Raw genomic sequence first — 21,922 nt, forward strand, 5'->3', positions numbered from 1 at the left:
CTAACGAAAGACTTGCACCGGCAACGGTCCGTCCGCAAGTGTTTAGTTCGACCGAACGAAATATTCGTCTACCCTGGAGGCATGGCAGAGACCGGAAACGACGCACGGCGGGCCGCGGCCCTCGACCGCCTCATGACCGTGGGCCGGCAGAACAGCGCCGTCACCGTGATGTTCCATTCGGCGGTCGCCGCCCGGCAGGGGCTCAACGCCACCGAGGAGAAGACCCTCGACTTCCTCCAGCGCCAGGGCCCGCTCACGGCGAAGGACCTGGCCGGGCTGACCGGCCTCGCCCCGGCCTCGGTGACCGGGCTGGTCGACCGGCTGGAGGCCAAGGGCTTCGTCCGCAGGGTCAAGCACCCCACGGACAAGCGGCGGGTGCTCGTCGAACTGGACGAGGACAAGCTGGCCGAGCTCGCGGGGTTCTTCGAGGACTGGGCCCGCGACATCGTCGAGGTGTGCGAGGAGTTCGGCACGGAGGAGCTGGAGACCGTGAACCGCTTCCTCGAAGCCATGACCGAGGCCCAGCGCAAGGCCACGGCCCGCCTGACGGACGGGGGCGGGGCGGACGCTTGACGGACCGGGGCGGCGCGGACGCTTGACGGACGGGGGCGGGGCGGACGCTTGGCGCACCGGGGCGGCGCAGCGTGGACGCTTGACGGACCCGGGCGGCGCGGACGCTTGACGGACGGGGGCGGCGCAGCGTGGACGCTTGACGGACCCGGGCGGCGCGGACGCTTGACGGACGGGGGCGGGCGGGCGGCATTGGCCCGGCCCGCCGGCCGAAGGACGAGGACCGCCGCCTCACGGACACAGGCGGTGCGCCCCCTCACGGACGGAAGCGGGACCGTGGGCCCGCCCGACGAACAGGGCCCCGGTCGCCGTCCGACAGCCGTCCGACAGGCCAAGACCGCGCGCCGCAGCGCAGGCGCACGCCGCACGGCCGCTCACGGGCGGAGGCGGGAGGGGGCCGGCCGTCGGCCGGTGGCGGCCGAGGGCGGCGGCCGGGCGCGTGGTCGGCCAACGGGGCTAGGCCCCGTACACCGGCCCCGGCGTCTCCGCCTCGGCGAGCAGTTTCTGTACGGTCTCCCCCGCCTCCGCCGGGCTCCGGCGCGCGCCCTTGTCGGCGGTGGGGCCGGGGCGCCAGCCCTCCATGACGGTGATCCGGCCGGCCTCCGCCTCGAAGACCCGGCCGGTGACGCCGGCGCTGGCGGCGGAGCCCAGCCAGACGACGAGGGGGGAGACGTTCTCCGGGGCCATGGCGTCGAAGCCGGACGCGGGGGCCGCCATGGTCTCGGCGAACGTCCGCTCCGTCATCCGGGTGCGGGCGGCGGGTGCGATCGCGTTGACCTGGACGCCGTAGCGGGCGAGTTCGGCGGCCGCCACCAGCGTCAGGGCGACGATCCCGGCCTTCGCGGCGCTGTAGTTGCCCTGCCCCACCGAGCCCAGCAGCCCCGCCCCGCTGCTGGTGTTGACGATCCGGGCGGCGGGCGTCCGGCCCGCCCTGGCCTCGGACCGCCAGTGTGCGGCGGCATGCCTGAGCGGCAGGAAGTGGCCCTTGAGGTGGACGCGTACGACCGCGTCCCAGTCGTCCTCGTCCAGGTTGACCAGCATCCGGTCGCGCAGGAAGCCGGCGTTGTTGACGAGGGTGTCGAGCCGGCCGTACGTGTCCAGGGCGGTGGCGATCAGGGAGCCGGCGCCCTCGGACGTGGCGATGTCGCCGCCGTGGGCGACCGCCTCGCCGCCCGCCGCCCGGATCTCTTCGGCGACCAGCCGCGCCGGGCCGCCGGCACCGGGCCTGCCGTCCGGGCCCACGCCGAGGTCGTTGACCACGACCCGCGCCCCCTCCGCCGCGAACGCGAGCGCGTGCGCCCGTCCGAGCCCGCGTCCGGCGCCGGTGACGACGACGACCCGCCCGTCGCAGATTCCGCTCATCTCATGTCTCCTTGTTGACAGTTGCGGCGTCGAGGAAGGCGGGCCGCTCCCCTCCCCCGTGCACGGACAGACTCGCCCCGCTGATGTACGCGGCCGCGTCGGAGGCGAGGAAGACGGCAGCCGCGCCCACGTCGGCGGGGAGGGCCAGCCGGCCCAGCGGGACCGTGCGGGCCACGGCCCGGACGCCGTCCGCGCCGCCGTAGTGGAGGTGGGCGAGTTCGGTGTGGACCATGCCGACGACCAGGGTGTTCACCCGCACGTCCGGCGCCCACTCCACGGCCATCGAGCGGGCGAGGTTCTCCAGGCCCGCCTTGGCCGCGCCGTACGCCGCCGTGCCGGGCGAGGGGCGGCTGCCGCTGACGCTGCCGATCATCACGATCGAGCCCTTGACGCGCCTGAGGTGGTCGTGGGCGGCGAGGGACGCGGTCAGGGGGGCGAGGAGGTTGAGCTCGATGACGCGCACGTGCCGTTCGGCGTCGGCGTCCGCGAGCAGGCTGTAGGGGGCGCCGCCCGCGTTGTTGACGAGGACGTCGAGGCGGTCCAGCCCGGCGAAGAACCGCCTTACGGCGTCGGCGTCCCGCACGTCCAGCGACACGAACCGAGCCTCGGGAAAAGGGACTTCCGGCGGCCGGCGGGCACAGACCAGCACCTGCGCGCCGGCCTCGGCGAAGGCCCGTGCGACACCGGCGCCGACGCCCCGGGTGCCGCCGGTGACGACGACGGTCCTGCCGCGCAGCGAGTTATCCACAGGCTCTCCCGCTCGTCTTCGACGGCTGCTAGCTTCGAAGCCTCACACCTAACAAATGTTTGGTGGAAAGGCAGCTGAGTGCGAAGGTAGCTGATGCGTCCATGGGTGTCTCCACCTCGTCCCCGGAAAAGGGGATTTCGCTCGTCACGGTCGACTTCCCGCCGGTGAACGCCCTGCCGGTGGCGGGCTGGTTCGCGCTGGCCGACGCCGTGCGCGCGGCGGGCCGCGACCCGGAGACCCGGTGCGTCGTCCTCACCGCCGAGGGGCGGGGGTTCAACGCGGGCGTGGACATCAAGGAGATACAGACGCGGGGTCCGAGCGCGCTGGTCGGCACCAACCGCGGCTGCTTCGAGGCCTTCGCGGCGGTGTACGAGTGCGAGGTCCCGGTGGTGGCGGCGGTGCACGGCTTCTGCCTGGGCGGCGGCATCGGCCTGGCGGGGAACGCGGATGTGGTGGTGGCGAGCGAGGACGCCACCTTCGGGCTGCCCGAGCTGGACCGCGGCGCCCTGGGCGCGGCCACCCATCTGGCCCGGCTGGTTCCCCCGCACCTGATGCGCGCCCTGTACTTCACCTCGCGCACGGTCACCGCGGCCGAGCTGCGCACGCACGGCTCGGTGTGGCGGGTGGTGCCCCGGGACGGCCTGCGGGCGGCGGCCGTTGAGCTGGCACGGGAGATCGCCGCCAAGGACGGGGAGCTGCTGCGGCTGGCCAAGGAGGCGCTCAACGGCATCGATCCGGTCGACGTGCGCCGCAGCTACCGCTTCGAGCAGGGCTTCACGTTCGAGGCGAGTGTCAGCGGAGTCGCCGACCGGGTGCGGGACAGGTTCGGGAAGGAGGGGGCGTCAGGTGAGTGACAAGACGATGAGCGCCGACGAGGTCGTCTCCCGGCTGGAGAGCGGCATGACGGTGGGCATCGGCGGCTGGGGCTCGCGGCGCAAGCCGATGGCGCTGGTGCGGGCCCTGCTGCGGTCGGAGGTCACCGATCTGACCGTCGTGTCGTACGGCGGACCGGACGTCGGCATGCTCGCCGCGGCCGGCCGCATCCGCAGGCTGGTCGCCGCCTTCGCCACCCTCGACTCGATACCGCTCGAACCGCACTACCGCGCGGCGCGCGAGCGCGGGGCGTTCGACCTGACGGAGGTCGACGAGGCGATGTTCATGTGGGGCCTGCACGCGGCCGCCAACCGGCTGCCCTTCCTGCCCGTGCGGGCGGGGATCGGTTCGGACGTGATGCGGGTCAACCCCGGCCTGCGGACCGTGACCTCTCCCTACGAGGACGGGGAGACGTTCGTGGCCATGCCCGCCCTGCGGCTGGACGCGGCGCTGGTGCACGTCAACCGGGCCGACCGGCTGGGCAACGGACAGTACCTGGGCCCGGATCCGTACTTCGACGACCTCTTCTGCGAGGCGGCGGACGCGGCGTACGTCTCCTGTGAGCGGATCGTCGACACGGCCGAGTTGACGAAGGCGGGCCCGCCGCAGTCGCTGCTGATCGGCCGGCACACGGTGACGGGGGTCGTGGAGGCGCCGAACGGCGCGCACTTCACGTCCTGCGCCCCCGACTACGGCCGGGACGAGGCGTTCCAGAAACGGTACGCGACCATGCCCTGGCCGGAGTTCAGGGCCCGCTATCTCACCGGCGACGAACAGGCGTACCAGTCGGCGGTCGGGGAGGAGTCATGACCGGGGCCGGCCGTGCCGAGTACTGCGTCGTGGCCTGTGCCGAGGCGTGGCGGGGCGGGGGTGAGATCCTGGCGAGCCCCATGGGCCTGATCCCCTCCCTCGGAGCCCGTCTGGCCCGGCACACCTTCTCTCCGGATCTGCTGCTGACCGACGGCGAGGCGCTGCTCCTCTCGCCCGACGGCACGGTGGAGGGCTGGCTGCCGTACCGCCGGCACCTGACGCTGGTCACCGGGGGGCGGCGGCACGTGATGATGGGCGCGAGCCAGATCGACCGGTACGGCAACCAGAACATCTCGTGCATCGGCGACTGGGCCAGACCCCGGCGGCAGCTGCTCGGGGTGCGGGGCGCCCCGGTCAACACCCTCAACAATCCGACGAGTTACTGGGTGCCGAGACACTCGCGGCGGGTCTTCGTGGAGAAGGTCGACATGGTGTGCGGCGTGGGGTACGACCGCGCGGCCGGGGCTCGCCATCACCGCATCCCGAGGGTCGTCTCCGACCTGGGCGTCTTCGACTTCGCCACGCCCGACCGGTCCATGCGGCTGGCGTCGCTGCATCCCGGGGTGACGGTGGAGCAGGTCCGGGAGGCGACGGGTTTCGCACTGGAGGTACCGGAGGAGGTGCCGTACACGCGTGAACCGTCCGCGCGGGAGCTGCGGCTGATACGCGAGGTGCTCGATCCGGGGAACACCCGTGCGAAGGAGGTCGCGGGGTGAGGGAGACCGCGCTCACCCGGCTGACCGGGGTCCGCTGTCCGGTGGTGCAGACCGGGATGGGGTGGGTGGCGGGGCCGCGGCTGGTGTCGGCGGCGGCGAACGCGGGGGCACTGGGCATCCTGGGCTCCGCGACGATGACCGCCGACGGGCTGCGGGAGGCGATACGCGAGGTCAAGTCCCGTACGGACGCGCCGTTCGGGGTCAATCTCCGGGCCGACGCGGGGGACGCCGGTGACCGGGTGCGGATCCTCGTCGAGGAAGGCGTGCGGGTGGCGTCCTTCGCGCTCGCGCCGTCCCGGGAGCTGATCGCCGAGCTGAAGGAGGCCGGGGTCGTGGTGATCCCGTCCGTCGGCGCCCGCCGGCACGCCGAGAAGGTCGCGGCCTGGGGTGCGGACGCGGTGGTGGTCCAGGGCGGGGAGGGCGGCGGGCACACCGGCGAGGTGGCGTCGACGGTGCTGCTGCCGCAGGTGGTGGACGCCGTGGACATCCCGGTGGTGGCGGCCGGGGGCTTCTTCGACGGGCGGGGCCTGGTCGCGGCGCTGGCGTACGGCGCGGCGGGCGTCGCGATGGGCACGCGGTTCCTGCTGACGTCGGACTCGACGGTGCCGGACGCGGTGAAGGCGCGCTACCTGGCGGCGACGGTCCAGGACGTCACCGTGACCCGGGCGGTGGACGGGCTGCCGCACCGCATGCTGCGCTCGGAGCTGGTGTCCGCGCTGGAGGACTCCGGCCGCCCCAGGGCGCTGGTGCACGCGGTGCGCCGGGCGGCGGGCTTTCGCAGGCTGTCCGGGCTGACCTGGCGGCAGCTGGTCCGCGACGGGCTCGCCATGAGGCACGGCAAGCAGCTGTCCTGGAGCCAGGTCCTGCTGGCCGCGAACACGCCGATGCTGCTGAAGTCGGCGATGGTGGACGGCCGTACGGATCTGGGGGTGATGGCGTCCGGGCAGGTCGCCGGGGTGATCGACGACCTGCCCTCGTGCGCGGAGCTGCTGGAGCGGATCATGAAGGAGGCCGAGGAGGTACTCGACTCGCTGGGGGCGCTCAGAGCGGCCTCCTGACCCCCGCCCGTCGGCCCGTCGCCACCGCGCCGCTCCCGGTCACAGCCGCTCGATGATCGTCACGTTCGCCTGGCCGCCGCCCTCGCACATCGTCTGGAGTCCGAAGCGGCCGCGGGTGCGCTCCAGTTCGTGCAGCAGCGTCGTCATCAGCTTGGCGCCCGTCGCGCCGAGCGGGTGGCCGAGGGCGATCGCGCCACCGTTGACGTTGACCTTCTCCGGGTCGGCGCCCGTCTCCTTCAGCCAGGCGAGGACGACGGGTGCGAAGGCCTCGTTGATCTCGACGAGGTCCATGTCGTCGATGGTCAGACCGGTCTTCTTCAGGGCGTGGGCGGTGGCGGGGATCGGTGCCGTCAGCATACGGACGGGGTCCTCGCCGCGGACGGAGAGGTGGTGCACCCGGGCGCGGGGCGTCAGCCCGTGCTCCCGCACGGCCCGCTCGGAGGCGAGCAGCAGGGCGGCCGCTCCGTCGGAGACCTGTGAGGAGCAGGCGGCGGTGACGGTCCCGCCGGGCATGACGGGCTCGAGGGCGGCCATCTTCTCCAGGGACGTGTCCCGGCGCGGCCCCTCGTCCACCGCGACCGCGCCGTGGGCGACGGTCTCCCGCTCGAAGCGCCCCTCGTCGATCGCGCGCAGCGCCCGCCGGTGGGAGCGCAGCGCGAACTCCTCCTGGTCCCGGCGGCTGATGCCCCACTTGGCGGCGATCATCTCGGCGCCGGCGAACTGGTTGACGGGCCGGTCGCCGTAGCGGGCGCGCCAGCCCTCGCTGCCCGCGAAGGGTCCCTGGGTGAAGCCGAGCGGTTCGGCGGCCTGGCGGGTGGCGAAGGCGATGGGGATCTGCGACATGTTCTGCACCCCGCCGGCGACGACCAGGTCCTGGGTGCCGGACAGTACGGCCTGCGCGGCGAAGTGCACGGCCTGCTGCGAGGAGCCGCACTGGCGGTCCACGGTCACGCCCGGGACCTCCTCGGGCAGTCCGGCGGCCAGCCAGCACGTGCGCGCGATGTCGCCGGCCTGCGGCCCGACCGCGTCCAGGCAGCCGAAGACGACGTCCTCCACGGCCGCCGCATCGATGCCCGTGCGCGCGACCAGTTCCTTCAGCACGTGCGCCCCGAGGTCCGCGGGATGGACTCCGGCGAGCCCTCCCCCGCGCCGCCCCACGGGCGTACGGACCGCTTCGACGATGTAGGCCTCGGCCATGGCGACTCCCAGAAATCAGCGGTTATGCACGTACGGCGATCCCGTCCAGCACCATCGACAGGTACTGCCGGGCGATCTCCTCCGGGCTGTGCTGTCCGCCGGGCCGGTACCAGGACGCGGCGACCCAGACGGTGTCGCGGACGAACCGGTAGGTGAGGCGGACGTCGAGGTCGGCGCGGAAGACCCGGTCGGCGACCCCGCGCTCCAGCGTGGACAGCCACGCCTTCTCGAACCGGCGCTGTGACTCGGCGAGGAACGCGAACCGCTCCTGCGCGACGAGTTGCCGGCTCTCCTTCTGGTAGATCGCGACGGCGGCGCGGTGCCGGTCGATCTCCCGGAACGACTCGGTGACCAGCGCTTCGAGGGTTTCGCGGGGTCCGAGGCCGGCGGCGAGGACGGTGTCGTACCCGTCCCACAGCTCGTCGAGGAAGGTGCGCAGGATCTCCTCCAGCATCGACTCCTTGGAGTCGAAGTGGTAGTAGAGGCTGCCCGCGAGCATGCCCGCGTGGTCGGCGATCTTGCGGACGGTGGTGGCGTTGTAGCCCTGCTCGGCGAAGACCTCGGCGGCGGTGCTGAGGAGTTCGCCGCGGCGGTCGCGGGCGGCGGTGGCAGCGGGCGGCTCGGTGGCGGTCACCTGGGGCTTCTTCTTGGTCGGCACGGGCCCATTGTCGTCCTAGGCATGCTGGCTGCTGACGGAGACGACCTCTCCGGTCATGTACGAGGAGTAGCCGGAGGCGAGGAACACGATCACGTTGGCCACCTCCCAGGGCTCGGCGTACCGTCCGAAGGCCTCGCGCGCGGTCAGTTCCTCCAGCAGGCCGGGGGTGGTGACCTTGGCGAGGTGCGGATGCAGGGCGAGGCTCGGCGAGACGGCGTTGACCCGCACGCCGTACTCGGCGGCCTCGATCGCCGCGCACCGGGTCAGCGCCATCACCCCCGCCTTCGCGGCGGCGTAGTGGGCCTGGCCGGCCTGGGCGCGCCAGCCGACGACGGAGGCATTGTTGACGACGACGCCCCCGCCGGACTCCCGCATCAGCCGCAGGGCCGCCCGGGTGCAGCGGAAGGTGCCGTTCAGCGTCACGTCCAGCACACGGCCCCACTGCTCGTCGGTCATGTCCACCAGGTCCGAGGTGCCGCCGAGTCCGGCGTTGTTGACGACGACGTCCAGCCGTCCGTGCTCGCGCACGGCGGTGTCGAACAGCGCGCGCACCTGGGTCTCGTCGGTCACGTCGCAGGGCAGCGCGGCCACCGACGCCGCGCCGAACTCCTCGGCCAGCTCGGCCTCGTACGCCTTCAGGCGCCGCGCGTGCGCGTCGCTGATCAGCACGCGCGCGCCCTCCTCCAGGAAGCGGCGCGCGGTCGCCCCGCCGATGCCCGCGCCGGCCGCGGCGGTGATGACGGCGCTGCGGCCGGCGAGGAGCGCGTGCCCGGGAACGTACGGCGGACCCTCGACGTTCGTCATGACAGCACGCTAACCTACCAAACACTTGTTAGGGAAGCACGCGCACCGAAGGAGGGCGCCCGTGGACCTCGACCACTCCCCCGCCGACGAGGCGTTCCGCGCCGAGGCCCGGGACTGGCTGCGCGCGCATGTGCCGCCGGAGCCGCTCCCTTCGCTGGAGACGGCCGGGGGTTTCGCCGCGCACCGCGCGTGGGAGGCCGAACTGGCCGCGGACCGCTGGTCGGTGGTCGACTGGCCGGCGACGTACGGCGGGCGGGACGCGGGTCTGGTCCGGTGGCTGCTCTTCGAGGAGGAGTACTACGCGGCGGGCGCCCCGGGGCGTGTCAACCAGAACGGGATCGGCCTGCTCGCCCCCACACTCCTGGAGCACGGCACGCCGGAGCAGAGGGCCCGCGTCCTGCCACCCATGGCCACCGGCGAGACCGTCTGGGCACAGGCGTGGTCGGAGCCCGAGGCCGGTTCGGACCTGGCCGCACTGCGCTCCCGGGCGGTGCGCGCTGACGGCGGCTGGCTGCTGAGCGGCCAGAAGACGTGGTCCTCCCGCGCGGCCTTCGCCGACCGCGCCTTCGGCCTGTTCCGCGGCGAACCCGACACCCCCAAGCCCCACCAGGGCCTCACCTACGTCATGTTCGACCTGCGCGCGCCCGGGGTCACCGTCCGTCCGATCGGCCGTCTCGACGGGAAGCCGGCGTTCGCCGAGGTGTTCCTGGACGAGGTGTTCGTGCCGGACGAGGACGTGATCGGCGAGCCCGGCCAGGGCTGGCGGATCGCGATGTCGACGGCCGCCAACGAACGCGGCCTCACCCTGCGTTCCCCCGGCCGCTTCCTGGCGGCCGCCGACCGTCTGCACGCCCTCTGGCGGGACCGGGGCAGCCCCGCGGAGACGAGCGCGCGCGTCGCCGACGCCCTCATCGGCGCCCGCGCCCACCAGCTCTTCACCTACGCGGCAGCCTCCCGCTTCCTGGCCGGTGAACGGCTCGGACCGGAGTCCAGCCTGAACAAGGTCTTCTGGTCCGAGTACGACGTCGCGCTGCACGAGACGGCCCTCGATCTCCTGGGCGAGGAGGGCGAGCTGGCGGACACCGAGTGGGCGCAGCGGTATGTGTTCTCCCTGGCGGGACCGATCTACGCGGGGACGAACGAGATCCAGCGCGACATCGTCGCCGAGCGTCTGCTCGGCCTGCCGAAGGGACGCCGCTGATGCGTTTCCTCCTCGACGCCGAGCAGCGGGCGTTCGCCGGCTCCCTGGACGCGCTGCTCACGGCGGCCGACACCCCGGCGGTGGTCCGGGACTGGAGCCGGGGTGAGCACACGCGCGGGCGTGCCCTGTGGCGCCGTCTCGCCGAGGCGGGGGTGTTCGCCCTGGCGGTGCCGGAGGCGTACGAGGGGCTGGGCCCCCGGCCCGCCGACCTGGCGGTGGCGTTCGTGGAGCTGGGCCGGCACGCGGTGCCGGGGCCGCTGGTGGAGACGGTCACCGCGGCGGCCCTGATCGAGGCACCGGGGCAGGCCGAGCGTTTCCTGCCCGCGCTGGCCTCGGGCGAGTCGATGGCGACGGTGGCATACGAGGGGTCGTACGCGCTGGACGGGGACGCGGCGGCCGTACGGCTCTCCCTGGCACCCGGCGGGCTGCGCCTGGCCCCCGGCCGGGACGGCCCGGTCCGCGCCTCCCTGGATCCCGCCCGCCGGCTCACCCGTCTGCGGCCCGGCGGCGAGCTTCTCTGCGCGCGCCCGCCCCTCGGCCGCGCCCTGCTCTGGGCCCGGCTCGCCACCGCCGCCCAGGCCCTCGGCGTGGGACTGGCACTCCTCGACCGGACGGTGGCGTACGTCGGGCGGCGCACGCAGTTCGGCGTACCGGTCGGATCGTTCCAGGCGGTCAAGCACCGGCTGGCGGACGCGCGGATCGCGGTGGAGTTCGCGCGCCCGCTGGTCTGGGGCGCGGCCGTGACGATGGCACCGGCGGACGTGGCCGCGGCGAAGGTGAGCGCCTGCGAGGCGGCGTACACGACCGCCCGGACCGCGCTTCAGCTGCACGGCGCGATCGGGTACACCGCGGAGCACGATTTGTCGCTGTGGCTGGCCAAGGCCCGCGCGCTGCGGACGGCGTGGGGCACTCCGGCGCAGTGCCGGGCCGCGCTGCTGGCGGCCCGCGCCTGACGGTCAGCCGGTGACCTTGGCGAAGAAGGCGGCCAGGTGGGTCACGGTCCGCCGGATCTTCTCCTCCAGGGTGATGGTCTCGTGCAGCCGGGCGCCGATGCCCGCGTCGCGCAGACCGCGCACGTAGAGCGAGCAGGCGAGGTCGGCGCAGAGATAGGCGCCCACCGAGTTGCCCTGCTGTCCGGCCCGGCCCGCCTTCGGGGCGACCATCAGCGAGACACCGCCGGAGTGGGTGGTCAGGCACATCGAGCACATGCTGCGCCGCGCCTGCCCGACGGCCGGGGCGGCGGCGCGCAGGACGAGGGCCCTGGGCCCGCCGTCCAGCTCGGCGACGAGGTAGGCCCGGCCGGGGGCCTGCGGGTCGCGCCAGCCGAGGTAGTCGAGAGCGTCCCAGGGACGGTCGGCCAGGTCGCGCGGCACGGACAGGCGGGTGGCCTCGCCCTTGGTGCAGTTCACGAAGGCGGCGCGGATCTGCTGCTCGGTCAACGGCTTCATAAACATGACGGTAATTTGCCTAAACCTTTTAGGCAAATGCATAATCGACTCGGACGAGCGAGAGGACGGCGATGGCACGGGTCGGACTGACCACGGAGCGCCTGGTGCGGGCGGGCGCGGAACTGGCCGACGAGGTCGGCTTCGACGAGGTGACCGTCTCGGCATTGGCCCGCCGGTTCGACGTCAAGGTGGCGAGTCTGTACTCGCACGTGAAGAACTCCCAGGACCTCAGGACCCGGATCGCCCTGCTCGCCCTGGAGGAACTCGCCGACGCCGCCGCCGAAGCGCTGGCGGGGCGGGCCGGCAAGGACGCCCTGACCGCGCTGGCGAACGTCTACCGCGACTACGCGCACCGCCACCCCGGCCGCTACGCCGCCGCCCAGCTCCGCCTCGACCCGGAGACGGCCGCAGCGAGCGCGGGCGTCCGGCACGCGCAGATGACCCGGGCGATCCTGCGCGGCTACGACCTCACCGAACCGGACAGCACCCACGCGGTCCGGCTGCTGGGCAGCGTCTTCCACGGCTATGTCGGCCTGGAGCTCGGCGGCGGCTTCAGTCACAGCGCCCCCGACACGGACGAGACCTGGAGCCGCGTCCTGGACGCCCTCGACGCCCTGCTGCGCAACTGGCCGGCCGCCGCGTGACCGGGCCCGCGTGGATCACCACGCCCGTCACCGACGACCTGCTGCGCGGTGCCCTCGACCTGGAACGCACCGAGCACGGAGTGCTGCCGCACCGGCTGCCGGCCCGGGCCCGCGCCCAGTGCTCCGACGACCAGCTGGCGATGGCCGAGTCCCAGCCCTCGGGCGTACGGCTGGTGTTCCGCAGCCGGGCCACCGCCGTGGAGCTGGACGCGCTGCCCACCCGGCGCGTCTACGTCGGCGCCCCGGCACGTCCGGACGGCCTGTACGACCTGCTGGTCGACGGCCGCCCGGCCGGGCAGGCGAGCGTGACGGGCGGCGGCCGCGTCCTGACCGTCGACCTGACCGACGGCACCACCCGCACGCAGTCCGGCCCGGTCGGCACCGTCCGCTTCACCGGGCTGCCGGGCGGGATGAAGGACATCGAGATCTGGCTGCCGCACAACGAGACCACCGAGCTGGTCGCCCTGCGCACGGACGCGCCCGTGGAGCCCGCGCGGCCCTCCGGCCGCAGCGTGTGGCTGCACCACGGCAGTTCGATCAGCCACGGCTCCGACGGGGCGAGCCCCACGGCCATCTGGCCGGCGGTCGCCGCCGCCCGCGCCGGAGTGGAGCTGGTCAACCTGGGGCTCGGCGGCAGCGCCCTGCTCGACCCGTTCACCGCCCGCACCCTGCGGGACACCCCCGCGGACCTGATCAGCGTCAAGATCGGAATCAACCTGGTCAACATGGACCTGATGCGGCTGCGTGCCTTCGGACCCGCCGTCCACGGGTTCCTCGACACCGTCCGGGAGGGCCACCCGAGCGCACCGCTGCTGGTCGTCTCACCGATCCTGTGCCCGATGCACGAGGACACACCCGGCCCGACCGCCCCCGACCTCACCGGAGGGCGGCTGTCGTTCCAGCCGATGGGCGATCCGGCCGAGGTGGCGAGCGGGAAGCTGACCCTGCGCGTCATCCGCGAGGAGCTGGCCCGCACGGTGGAGCGGCGCGCGGCCGAGGACCCGAACCTCCACTACGTCGACGGCCGCGACCTCTACGGCGAGTCCGACGCCGCCGAACTCCCGCTGCCCGACGGCCTCCACCCGGACACCGCCACCCACCGCCGGATCGGAGAGCGCTTCGCCGAGCGCCTCCTCGCCCTGCGACGGACCGCGGAGCGAGCCGTGTGAGGGACCTACGGCCGTACGATCCCCGCCGCCCGCGCCGCCACCAGCCACTTCGGGAACTCGCCGACCAGCCGGTCGTACAGCTCGGCGTCGGACACCCGGCGCGGGTCCGAGCCCGCGTGGAAGAAACCGGCGTTGTCGACCACCCGCTTGCCGGGCACCGCCAGCTCGTCGAGCTTGCGCAGGAAGTCGAACTGCTTGCTGCCCGGGTCGCCGAAGCCGATGAACTGCCAGAACAGCGGCAGCCGCGCCGCCTTGCACAGATAGCGCTCGGCGGCGAGCTTGTTGATCGGGCCGCCGTCGGTCTGGAAGACGACGAGGGCGGGCTCGCGCGCGCCGCTGTCGAGGTAGTGGTCGATGACCGCGTCCATCGCCAGGTGGTAGCTGGTCTTGCCCATGTGTCCGAGCCCCGCCACGATCCGCTCCACGCGCCCCTGGTGGCCGGCGAGCGCGATGTCGGTGACGGCGTCGACATCGGTGGAGAAGAACACGACGGGGACCCGGCCGTCGTCGTCCAGGTGCGCGGACAGGCCCAGCACCCGGTCGGCGAGCGCCTGCACACTGCCGTCCCGGTAGTACGGCTTCATCGACCCCGAGTAGTCCACCACCAGGTAGACGGCGGCGCGCTGCCCGTCGAGGCCGTGCTTCGTGAGGGACACCCCGGCGCTCTTGTAGAGGTTCACCAGCGCGGGAGCGGTCTCCTGGACCTTGCTCAGACTGATCGCGACCATGGCGCACACCCTCCCACATCCGCCGGTGCCGGCTCTCGTGAGCCGGGATCACCGTGACACCGGCTGGGCTCAGCCCTCGACGACCTCGCCGTCGCTCAGCTCCAGCACCCGGTCGGCCAGCCCGAGGAGTTGGGGGTCGTGGGTGGCGACGAGGGCGGTGACGCCCTCGCTGCGGACCACGGCCCGCAGCAGCTCCATGACCGCCAGGCCGGTGGCGGCGTCGAGTTGGCCGGTCGGCTCGTCGGCGAGCAGCAGGGCCGGGCGGTTGGCGAGGGCCCGGGCGATGGCGACCCGCTGCTGCTGGCCGCCGGACAGCTCGGCGGGCCGCTGCGCCGCGTGACCGGCGAGGCCCACCAGGGCCAGCAGCAGGGCCACCCGTTCCTCGCGTTCGCGAAACCCGGTCCGGCGCAGCCGCAGCGGCACGCCCACGTTCTCGGCGGCCGTGAGGATCGGGATGAGCCCGAAGGACTGGAAGACGAAGCCGATCCGGTCGCGGCGCAGTGCCAGCAGCTCGCTCTCGCCGAGCTCCGACAGGTCGGTGCCGTCGAGGACGACCCGGCCGCGCTGCGGGGAGTCGAGCCCGCCGATCAGATGGAGCAGCGTCGTCTTGCCGGAGCCCGAACGGCCCTTGAGAGCGACCAGTTCGCCGCGCCGGACGGCGAAGGAGGCCCCGCGCAGGGCGTGTACGGCCGCGGTGCCCGCGCCGTAGGAGTGATGCAGGCCCTCCACCCGCAGCACCGGCCGCTCGGACGGGTCGCCGGCGAGAGCGGCCCCGGACGCCGGACTGGTCTTCTCGGTCATCACCGCATCCCATACGGAACCCGTCCGGACGGTCAAGAGCGGAACGACCCGTCCTCGAACGCATGTGCCTGACAGGTAACTCCGTGATATGCATGCCGGGTTGGGGGAAGGGCGGCTCGGGCATCGCGTGGGGGAAGAGTGACGGGCTTCGTGCTGCTGCGCCTGCGCGCGCATCGGCTGCTGCTCACGGCCGCCCTGCTCGCCGTCCTGCTGACCACCTCGGTGCTCGCCGCGCTCGCCGCCTTCTCCGGCTCCGTCGGGGACGCTGCCCTGCGCGGCACCCTGGCCGGCCGGTCCGCGGCCTCCGCCTCCCTGGTGGTCGAGGCGGACGTGCCCCGGGAGCGGGGGGAGGCGGCGCAGCGGGCCGTGGCGCGGGAGGCCCGGAAGGCCTTCGGCGGGCTGCCGGTGACCGTGCGGAAGCTGGAGCGGTCGGGGCCGTACGCGCTGCCCCGTTCCCTCCAGGACGCCGACGCCCGCGCCGGGCAGCCGGACCTCACGCACCTCGCCGCCCTCGACCGGTCCCGGATCAGGCTGGTCTCGGGCGCCCTGCCCGGCCGGGTCCCGGCGGCCGGCACCGCTCCCGTGCCCGTGGCGCTGCCCGAGGCGGCCGCCGGCCGGCTGAGGCTGGGGCCCGGGGCGCGCGTCGCGCTCACCGACCGGCTGAGCGGCGCGTCGCTCGAGGTCCGGGTGACCGGCGTGTACCGGGCGGCGGACGCCTCCGATCCCTACTGGCAGGCCGACGCCCTCGGCGGCCAGGGCGTGCGCACCGTCGTCTTCACCACGTACGGGCCGCTGCTGGCCGACGCGTCCGTGCTCGCCTCCGGCCGGGTCGCCCGGGACGGCACCGGCTGGGTGGCGACGGCCGACTACCGGACCCTCACCACCGACGGCATCGGCGCGCTGCGCGCGGCGGCCGCGCGCGCGGCGAAGACGCTGCGCGAGGACCCGGCGCTCGGCGGTGACGCGACCGTGCGCACGGCGCTGCCCGAGGTGCTCGACCGGACCGGGCGGGCCCTGGTGGTGTCCCGGTCCACGCTGATGATCGTCTCCGTGCAACTGGTGCTGCTCGCCGGATACGCGCTGCTGCTGGTGGCCCGGCTGCTGGACACCGAGCGGGCGGGCGAGACCGGGCTGCTGCGGGCCAGGGGCGGATCGCGCGGCCGGATCGCGGGACTCGCCGCGCTGGAGGCGCTGCTGCTCGCCGTACCGGCCGCGGTCTGCGCCGCGCTGCTGTCCGGCCCGCTGGCCCGGCTGCTGGCCCGGTGGTCCTCGCTCGACCGGATCGGGCTCGGGCTCGACACCGCCCCGGCGGGCCGGGTCTGGCTGGTCGCCGGCGGCGTGGCCGTGGCCTGCGCGGTCGCGGTCGTCGCGCCCGCGCTGACGGTCACGGCGAGCGCTCCGGTACGGCTGCGGCGCCTGCGGGCCGCCACCACGGCCGCACCCGTGCGGGCCGGAGCCGACGTCGGGCTGCTGCTGATCGCGGGGGTGGCGTACTGGCGGCTCGACCGGCAGACCGACGCGTCCGGCGGCGGGGCGCTCAGCCGGGACCGGGCCGGGGAGCTGGGCATCGATCCGCTGCTGGTCGCGGCGCCCGCGCTGGCGCTGCTGGCGGGCACGGTGCTGACGCTGCGGCTGCTGCCGCTCGCGGCCCGGCTCGCGGAGCGGTGGTCCGCGAGCGGGCGCGGCCTGCCGGCGGCGCTGGCGGGCTGGCAGTTCAGCCGGCGTCCGCTGCGCGGGGCGGGTCCGGTGCTGCTGCTGGTCATCGCCGTGACGACCGGGATGCTGGCGATCGGGCACGGCGCGTCCTGGGACCGGTCGCAGCACGACCAGGCCGACTTCAGGACGGGCGCCTCCGTGCGGGTCCTCGACAACAGACCGGGCAGCCCCGGGCAGACCGGTCTCTACGCCGGGCTGCCCGGGGCCCGGGACGCGGCTCCCGCGCACCGCACCACCCTGGACCTCTCCGGCGGCCGTACGGCGACGGTCCTCGCCCTGGACACGGCCCACGCCGGCGACGGGATGCTGATGCGCGGCGATCTCGCCGGCGAGCCCCCGGCGGAACTGCTGAAGGCACTGGCCCCGCCCGCGCCGGACGTCCGGCGCGCGATGCGGCTGCCCGAGGACACCCGGCGGCTGGAGCTCGACGTGCGGATCGCCGACCTGCGGGCCCGGTCGGGACGCTCCCCCTCCGGGCGCGCGCCGCAGCTCACCGTGGTCGTGGAGGACGGGTACGGCATCGCGTACCGGCTGGGTGCCGGGAAGGTCCCGGTGGACGGCCGGGTCCACCGGATCGCGCTCGCCGTGGACCTGACGGCGACGGGCCGCCGCGCCGCCCCGGCCGGACCGCTCCGGCTGACGGGGCTGCAGCTCGACGACGCCTCTCCCGTCGGCCGCCCCGAAGCGCACCGGCTCACCGTCGAACGCCTGCTCGCCGCGGGCCGCGACGGATCCGCGCGGACGGTCCCGGCGCCCGCCGGGCTGCGCTGGCGGGGCGACTGGGCCGTGTCGGAGAACGGCGACGTCGTCTCCCGTACGGCCGCCGAGCCCGGCGTGGCGCACGCGGCGCCGCTGACCGTGTCGTACGGCACCGGCGTGGATCCCGACGGGGGTGCCATCGCCCCGCCGGTGTTCACCGTCCGCGTCGACACCGCCGGAGCCGGGGTGCCGCGGAGCCTGTCCGCCGTCGCCACCCGGGACTTCCTGCGGGCGGCGGGGGCCGGTGTCGGCGACGCCCTCGACGTCCCGCTGTCCGGGGAGCGGCTGCGGGTGCGGATCGTACGGGCCGTCGACGAGCTGCCGACGACCGCCACCGGCCTGGACGGGGAGACCGTGGACGGCGGGGCGCTGCTGCTCGACCTGCGGGCCGTCGACGCCGTGCTGGCCCGGCGGGCGAGCGCGCCGCTCACCCCCACCGAGTGGTGGGTGAGTGCCGCCCCCGGCAGGACCGCCGAGGTCGCCGCCGCGCTGCGGGCGCGCCCCGACCTCGCGCCGGACCAGGTGCTGGTGCGCGACGAGACCGCGGCCGAGCTGCTGCGGGACCCGCTCGGTGCCGGGCCGCGCGCGGCGCTGACGGCGGTGGCGGTGGCCGCAGCCGTCCTCGCCGCCGGGGGCTTCGCGGTGAGCGCCGCCGGCGCGCGGCGGGAGCGGTCCGCGGAGTTCGCGGTGCTGCGCGCCCTGGGCACGCCCCGCCGGGACCTCGCCCGGCTCGTCGCGACGGAGCAGGTCCTGCTCGTCGGCTCCGGACTGCTCGCCGGGCTCGCCCTGGGGACCGTCCTGACCCGGGCCGTCGTCCCGCTGGTCGTGCTGACCGCGGACGCCGCGCGGCCGGTCCCGCCCGTCCTCGTCGACCTCCCGGCGTCCCGGGTGGCCCTGCTCCTCGCGGGGGTGGCCGCCCCGCTCCTGCTGATCACCGCCGCGTCGGCGCTGCGCCGTGCCGAGCCGGCGGCCGCGCTCCGCCGTCAGGGGGAGGACTGAGATGCCCCTGGACGACCACGGCGCGCCCTGGGTGCGGACCAGGCTGCGGACCGCACCCGTGGCCGCCGTCGCCTTCGGTGTGCTGGTGCTGGTCACGGCGTTCCTCGCGGCGCTGCTGCCCCGGGCGGTCGAGGCGTACGAGACGGACGGCCTGCGCGAGGCTCTCGCCGCCGCGTCCCCCGCGTCCACCGTGCTGGAGCTGAATGCTCCGCAGCCCGGGCTCGAACTGCCGCGTGAGGCCCGCGAGGAGGCGGTACGGCCGGCGGCGCTCGCGGCGGTGGACGCCAAGGCGTCGGCGCTGCTGCCGGGGCCGCTGCGGGCGGACCCGGCCGAGTCGGCGTACGGGGTGCGGACCGCGAGGAGCCTGGAGGCGCGGGACGCGTCGCTGCCCCGGCCCGACGGGCTGCCGCCCCGGTTCACCCTGCTCGCGCAGTCGGGTGTCGCCGGCCACGCCACCGTGCGGGAGGGGCGGCTGCCCCTCGCCGGACAGCCGGTGACGACGGGCACCAGGGTGGTGGAAGGCGCCGTCACCACGCGGACCGCCCGGACGCTGCGGCTGCGGGCCGGCTCCACCCTCACCCTGGCCGGCTTCACGGACCGGCCGCTGACCGTACGGATCACCGGGATCCTCGAACCCCGGCATCCGCAGCGCGGTTACTGGTCCGTGGAACCGGTGCTGCGCTCCCCCGCCCTGGCCTACGTGAAGAGCGGTCCGCCGCGGTTCTACTGGGAGGCGGGCGTGCTGCTGGCGCCCGAGGCCGCCCCGGTGCTGCTCGGCGGCCAGGGCGAGCCGGAGAAGTACTGGCGGATCGCCCCCGCGACCGGGGCGCTCGACGCGCGGGACGCCCCGGCGCTCGTCGAGGGGGTCGCGTCCCTGGAGGGCGGCCCGGCGCTGCTGCGGATGCGCGAGGTCGCCGGTCCGACGGCGCGGCTGTCCACCGGCCTGGAGCAGGTCGTCGGCTCCTGCACGGCGATCCGTGACGCGATCACGCCCGTGGTGGCGGTCGCGGCGTTCGGGATCGCCGCGGTCGCCGTCGTCGTCCTGGTCATGAGCGGGGGTCTGGCCGCCGCCCGCCGCGACACCGAACTGGCCCTGCTGCGGGCCCGGGGCGGCTCCCTGCGCGGCATCGCCGGGCGGCTGCTGGCCGAGACCGCGGTGGTGGCGGTGCCCGCGGCGCTCTGCGGTCTGCTGCTCGCCGTGCGCGCCGTCGACGGGGCCCGGGTGCTGCCCGCCGCGCTCGGCGCGGCCGCCGTGGCGCTGCTCGCCTGTGCCGCGTTCCCGGTGTGCGCGGTCGTAACCCACCGCAGGCCGCGGGCGCACCGGGAACGCGACGACCTCGCCCACGCCCGGCCCGGCGGGCGGCGCACGGTCGCCGAACTGACCGTGCTGGTGCTGGCCGCGGGCTCGGTGGCGGCGCTGCGCCGCCGTGGTACGGACGGGACGGGTGACCTGCTGGTGAGCGCCGCACCGGTGCTCGTGGGGCTGGTCGCGGCGCTGGTCCTCGTCCGGCTGTACCCGCTGCCCCTGCGGTGGGCCGCCGGCCCGGCCGGACGGCTGCGGGGGCTGGTCGGGTTTCTGTCGCTGGCCCGCGCGGGCCGCTCGTCCGCGGCGGTCGCCACGCTGCCGCTGCTCGCCCTGCTGACGGCCCTGACGACGGCCGCGTTCGGGGGGTCCGTGCTGGCGGGGGTGGCGGACGCCCGGGACCGGGCCGCGCTGCTGGCGACGGGCGCGGACGCGCGGATCTCGACGACCGACGGGAGGCCGGTCCCGGCGGCGGTGACCCGGGCCGTGCGGGACGCGGCGGGCGTACGGAAGGTGACGGGGGTGCGCGTGGAGCGCGCCACCTACGGCGAGGAGAACGCGCTGACGCTGGTCGGGGTCGAGCCGGACGCGTACGCCGGACTGGCCCGCGAGGTGGGACTCGGGGCGTTCCCGGCCGGCGCGCTGCGCGGCGGGGGCACGGTGCTCGGCGCCGTCGCCTCGCCCGGGGTCGCCGAGCGGCTCGGGCGGGCACCGCGCCGGATCATGACGCCGTGGGGCGAGGTGACGGTGCGGATCTCCGCCGTACGGCCCCGCACGCCCGCCGTTCCCGACGGGGACTTCCTCCTGGTGGACGCCTCGCGGACGGCGCGTTCCGGCGGGCCCACGGTGCTGCTGGCGACCGGCGCGGGGCTGGACGCGAGGGCGCTGCGCGGCGCCGGGAAGGAGCTGTCCGTGACGTTGCGGAGCGAGCGGCGTGCGGCGCTGTCCGACACACCGCTGCAGTCGGGCGCCGGGCGGATCTACGGGTGGGCCGTGGTGGCCGGCGCGGGGTACGCCGTACTGGCGATGGTGCTGTCGTTGCTGCGGGCGGCCCCGGAGCGGGCCGCGCTGCTGGCCCGGTTGCGCACGCTGGGCCTGACCACCCGCCAGGGCCGGCGGCTGCTCGGTCTGGAGGCGCTGCCGCAGGCGCTGCTCGCGGCGGTCGGGGGCGTGGCCGCCGGCTGGACGACCGTCGGGCTGCTCGCGCCCGGCGTCGACCTGGACCGGCTGGCGCTGGCCGGCAGCGAAGCGGCGCGGGGGGCGGCCCTGCGGGCGGATCCGTGGTCGCTGGTGCTGCCCGCCGCGGCGACGGTACTGCTGGCGGGCGCGGTGGCCGTCGCGCAGGCCTGGTGGGCGGGGCGCCGGACACCGATCGGTCATCTCAGGGCGGGAGACACGCGATGAGCGGTACGACGGAGTCGCTCGCGGAGCTGGAGCGGCGGGCGGCGGCGCACCGCGACCGGCCCGCGTACGGGCACGACGCCCTGATCGCCTGCGACCGGCTGGTCCGGATCTTCGCCGGGCGCGGCGGGGGCGACGCGGTGGAGGTGCAGGCGCTCCAGGGCCTCGATCTGCTGGTCCGGGAGGGCGAGTTGATGGCCCTGGTGGGGGCGTCCGGCAGCGGCAAGTCGACCCTGATGAACATCCTCGCGGGCCTGGACGTCCCCACCGCGGGCGCCGCGAGGGTGGCGGGCCGCGATCTGCTGGCGATGGACGCCAAGGCGCGGCTGCGCTACCGGCGTGAGGTGGTCGGCTTCGTCTGGCAGCAGACGGCCCGCAATCTGCTCCCGTATCTGACGGCGGCGCAGAACGTCGCGCTGCCGATGCAGCTGGCGGGCGGCCCGCGCCGGAAGCGGGCCGGGCGGGCACAGGAGCTGCTGGCCCTGCTCGGGGTCGCCGACTGCCGTGACCGGCGTCCGCCGCAGATGTCCGGCGGTCAGCAGCAGCGGGTCGCGATCGCCGTCGCCCTCGCCAACTCGCCCTCGGTGCTGCTCGCCGACGAGCCCACCGGCGAGCTGGACTCGGCGACGGGACAGGAGGTGTTCGCGGCGTTCCGCCGGGCCAACGAGGAACTGGGCACGACGATCGTGGTGGTCACGCACGACCAGGCGGTCGCCGGCGAGGTCCGCCGCACGGTCGCGATCCGCGACGGCCGCACCTCGACGGAGGTACTGCGCCGCACGGAGGTCGACGAGGAGGGCCGGGAGTCCCTGGTGGCCCGGGAGTACGCGATGCTCGACCGCGCGGGCCGTCTTCAGCTGCCCGCCGAGTACACGACGGCCCTGGGCATGGCGGACCGGGTGCTGCTGGAGCTGGAGGAGGACCACATCGGGGTGTGGCCGGACGAGAACCGCTGAG

At 75.1% G+C, this 21,922-nt stretch carries 20 protein-coding genes; 12 read left to right on the top strand and 8 right to left on the bottom strand.

Annotation, left to right across the window (positions count from 1 at the left end):
• Positions 1-81: 81 nt before the first annotated feature.
• Entirely contained in the window at positions 82-573 is a 492-nt protein-coding gene (locus ACFY30_RS21480) for a MarR family winged helix-turn-helix transcriptional regulator (protein ID WP_390846760.1), read from the top strand.
• 453 nt (positions 574-1,026) lie between these two features.
• Here ACFY30_RS21480 and ACFY30_RS21485 read toward each other — a convergent pair whose 3' ends face one another.
• Both ACFY30_RS21485 and ACFY30_RS21490 read right to left on the bottom strand, forming a co-directional pair.
• Positions 1,027-1,932, bottom strand: coding sequence for an SDR family oxidoreductase (locus tag ACFY30_RS21485; protein ID WP_390846761.1), 906 nt, complete (start codon positions 1,930-1,932; stop codon positions 1,027-1,029).
• Position 1,933: 1 nt separating this feature from the next.
• On the bottom strand, positions 1,934-2,680 hold the full coding sequence (locus ACFY30_RS21490) for an SDR family oxidoreductase (RefSeq protein ID WP_390846762.1): 747 nt from the start codon (positions 2,678-2,680) through the stop codon (positions 1,934-1,936).
• 101 nt (positions 2,681-2,781) lie between these two features.
• Between ACFY30_RS21490 and ACFY30_RS21495 the strand changes: the two genes are divergently transcribed.
• From ACFY30_RS21495 to ACFY30_RS21510, 4 genes are read left to right on the top strand one after another with little or no spacing between them, the layout of a single operon-like run.
• Entirely contained in the window at positions 2,782-3,534 is a 753-nt protein-coding gene (locus tag ACFY30_RS21495; protein WP_390846763.1) for an enoyl-CoA hydratase family protein, read from the top strand.
• Positions 3,527-4,363 carry a CoA transferase subunit A gene (locus tag ACFY30_RS21500; protein ID WP_390846764.1) on the top strand — a complete coding sequence of 279 codons (837 nt, stop codon included), beginning with the start codon at positions 3,527-3,529 and terminating at the stop codon, positions 4,361-4,363. Before ACFY30_RS21495 ends, ACFY30_RS21500 begins: the two co-directional genes overlap by 8 nt.
• Entirely contained in the window at positions 4,360-5,079 is a 720-nt protein-coding gene (locus ACFY30_RS21505; RefSeq protein WP_390846765.1) for a CoA-transferase subunit beta, read from the top strand. The genes ACFY30_RS21500 and ACFY30_RS21505 overlap by 4 nt, the downstream gene beginning before the upstream one ends.
• Positions 5,076-6,137 (top strand): NAD(P)H-dependent flavin oxidoreductase, encoded by a 1,062-nt coding sequence (locus ACFY30_RS21510; RefSeq protein ID WP_390846766.1) that lies wholly within the window; start codon positions 5,076-5,078, stop codon positions 6,135-6,137. The genes ACFY30_RS21505 and ACFY30_RS21510 overlap by 4 nt, the downstream gene beginning before the upstream one ends.
• A gap of 39 nt (positions 6,138-6,176) precedes the next feature.
• Here ACFY30_RS21510 and ACFY30_RS21515 read toward each other — a convergent pair whose 3' ends face one another.
• The 3 genes from ACFY30_RS21515 to ACFY30_RS21525 are packed head-to-tail and all read right to left on the bottom strand — an operon-like array spanning position 6,177 to position 8,796.
• Entirely contained in the window at positions 6,177-7,334 is a 1,158-nt protein-coding gene (locus tag ACFY30_RS21515; RefSeq protein WP_390846767.1) for an acetyl-CoA C-acetyltransferase, read from the bottom strand.
• 22 nt (positions 7,335-7,356) lie between these two features.
• Entirely contained in the window at positions 7,357-7,992 is a 636-nt protein-coding gene (locus tag ACFY30_RS21520) for a TetR/AcrR family transcriptional regulator (RefSeq protein WP_390846768.1), read from the bottom strand.
• 15 nt (positions 7,993-8,007) lie between these two features.
• A complete protein-coding gene (locus ACFY30_RS21525; protein ID WP_390846769.1) occupies positions 8,008-8,796 on the bottom strand; it encodes an SDR family oxidoreductase in 789 nt (262 codons plus the stop codon).
• Positions 8,797-8,857: 61 nt separating this feature from the next.
• Here ACFY30_RS21525 and ACFY30_RS21530 point away from each other — a divergent pair, with 61 nt between their 5' ends.
• A complete protein-coding gene (locus tag ACFY30_RS21530) occupies positions 8,858-9,997 on the top strand; it encodes an acyl-CoA dehydrogenase family protein (protein WP_390846770.1) in 1,140 nt (379 codons plus the stop codon).
• Positions 9,997-10,950 (top strand): acyl-CoA dehydrogenase family protein, encoded by a 954-nt coding sequence (locus ACFY30_RS21535; protein ID WP_390846771.1) that lies wholly within the window; start codon positions 9,997-9,999, stop codon positions 10,948-10,950. Before ACFY30_RS21530 ends, ACFY30_RS21535 begins: the two co-directional genes overlap by 1 nt.
• Before the next feature lie 3 nt (positions 10,951-10,953).
• Here the strand turns inward: ACFY30_RS21535 and ACFY30_RS21540 are convergent, their stop codons facing one another.
• Positions 10,954-11,445, bottom strand: a complete 492-nt coding sequence (locus tag ACFY30_RS21540; protein WP_390846772.1) for an FBP domain-containing protein — start codon at positions 11,443-11,445, stop codon at positions 10,954-10,956.
• Between the two features lie 71 nt (positions 11,446-11,516).
• Between ACFY30_RS21540 and ACFY30_RS21545 the strand changes: the two genes are divergently transcribed.
• Positions 11,517-12,089: a TetR/AcrR family transcriptional regulator gene (locus tag ACFY30_RS21545; protein ID WP_390846773.1), complete on the top strand. Its 573-nt coding sequence runs from the start codon at positions 11,517-11,519 to the stop codon at positions 12,087-12,089.
• Complete coding sequence (locus tag ACFY30_RS21550; protein ID WP_390846774.1) at positions 12,086-13,258, top strand: GDSL-type esterase/lipase family protein; 1,173 nt, start codon at positions 12,086-12,088, stop codon at positions 13,256-13,258. The genes ACFY30_RS21545 and ACFY30_RS21550 overlap by 4 nt, the downstream gene beginning before the upstream one ends.
• 5 nt (positions 13,259-13,263) lie before the next feature.
• Here the strand turns inward: ACFY30_RS21550 and ACFY30_RS21555 are convergent, their stop codons facing one another.
• Together ACFY30_RS21555 and ACFY30_RS21560 are read right to left on the bottom strand one after the other, a co-directional pair.
• Complete coding sequence (locus tag ACFY30_RS21555; RefSeq protein WP_390846775.1) at positions 13,264-13,986, bottom strand: vWA domain-containing protein; 723 nt, start codon at positions 13,984-13,986, stop codon at positions 13,264-13,266.
• 69 nt (positions 13,987-14,055) lie between these two features.
• Complete coding sequence (locus ACFY30_RS21560; RefSeq protein ID WP_390846776.1) at positions 14,056-14,787, bottom strand: ABC transporter ATP-binding protein; 732 nt, start codon at positions 14,785-14,787, stop codon at positions 14,056-14,058.
• 138 nt (positions 14,788-14,925) lie between these two features.
• On the opposite strand from ACFY30_RS21560, the gene ACFY30_RS21565 reads away from it, so the two are divergent.
• From ACFY30_RS21565 to ACFY30_RS21575, 3 genes are read left to right on the top strand one after another with little or no spacing between them, the layout of a single operon-like run.
• On the top strand, positions 14,926-18,261 hold the full coding sequence (locus tag ACFY30_RS21565) for an ABC transporter permease (protein WP_390846777.1): 3,336 nt from the start codon (positions 14,926-14,928) through the stop codon (positions 18,259-18,261).
• A 1-nt stretch (position 18,262) separates the two neighbouring features.
• A complete protein-coding gene (locus tag ACFY30_RS21570; RefSeq protein ID WP_390846778.1) occupies positions 18,263-20,968 on the top strand; it encodes an ABC transporter permease in 2,706 nt (901 codons plus the stop codon).
• On the top strand, positions 20,965-21,921 hold the full coding sequence (locus ACFY30_RS21575; protein WP_390846779.1) for an ABC transporter ATP-binding protein: 957 nt from the start codon (positions 20,965-20,967) through the stop codon (positions 21,919-21,921). The genes ACFY30_RS21570 and ACFY30_RS21575 overlap by 4 nt, the downstream gene beginning before the upstream one ends.
• The last annotated feature ends 1 nt before the right edge of the window (position 21,922 follow it).

The sequence above is a fragment of the Streptomyces sp. NPDC000345 genome, assembly GCF_042898825.1.
GTDB lineage: Bacteria > Actinomycetota > Actinomycetes > Streptomycetales > Streptomycetaceae > Streptomyces.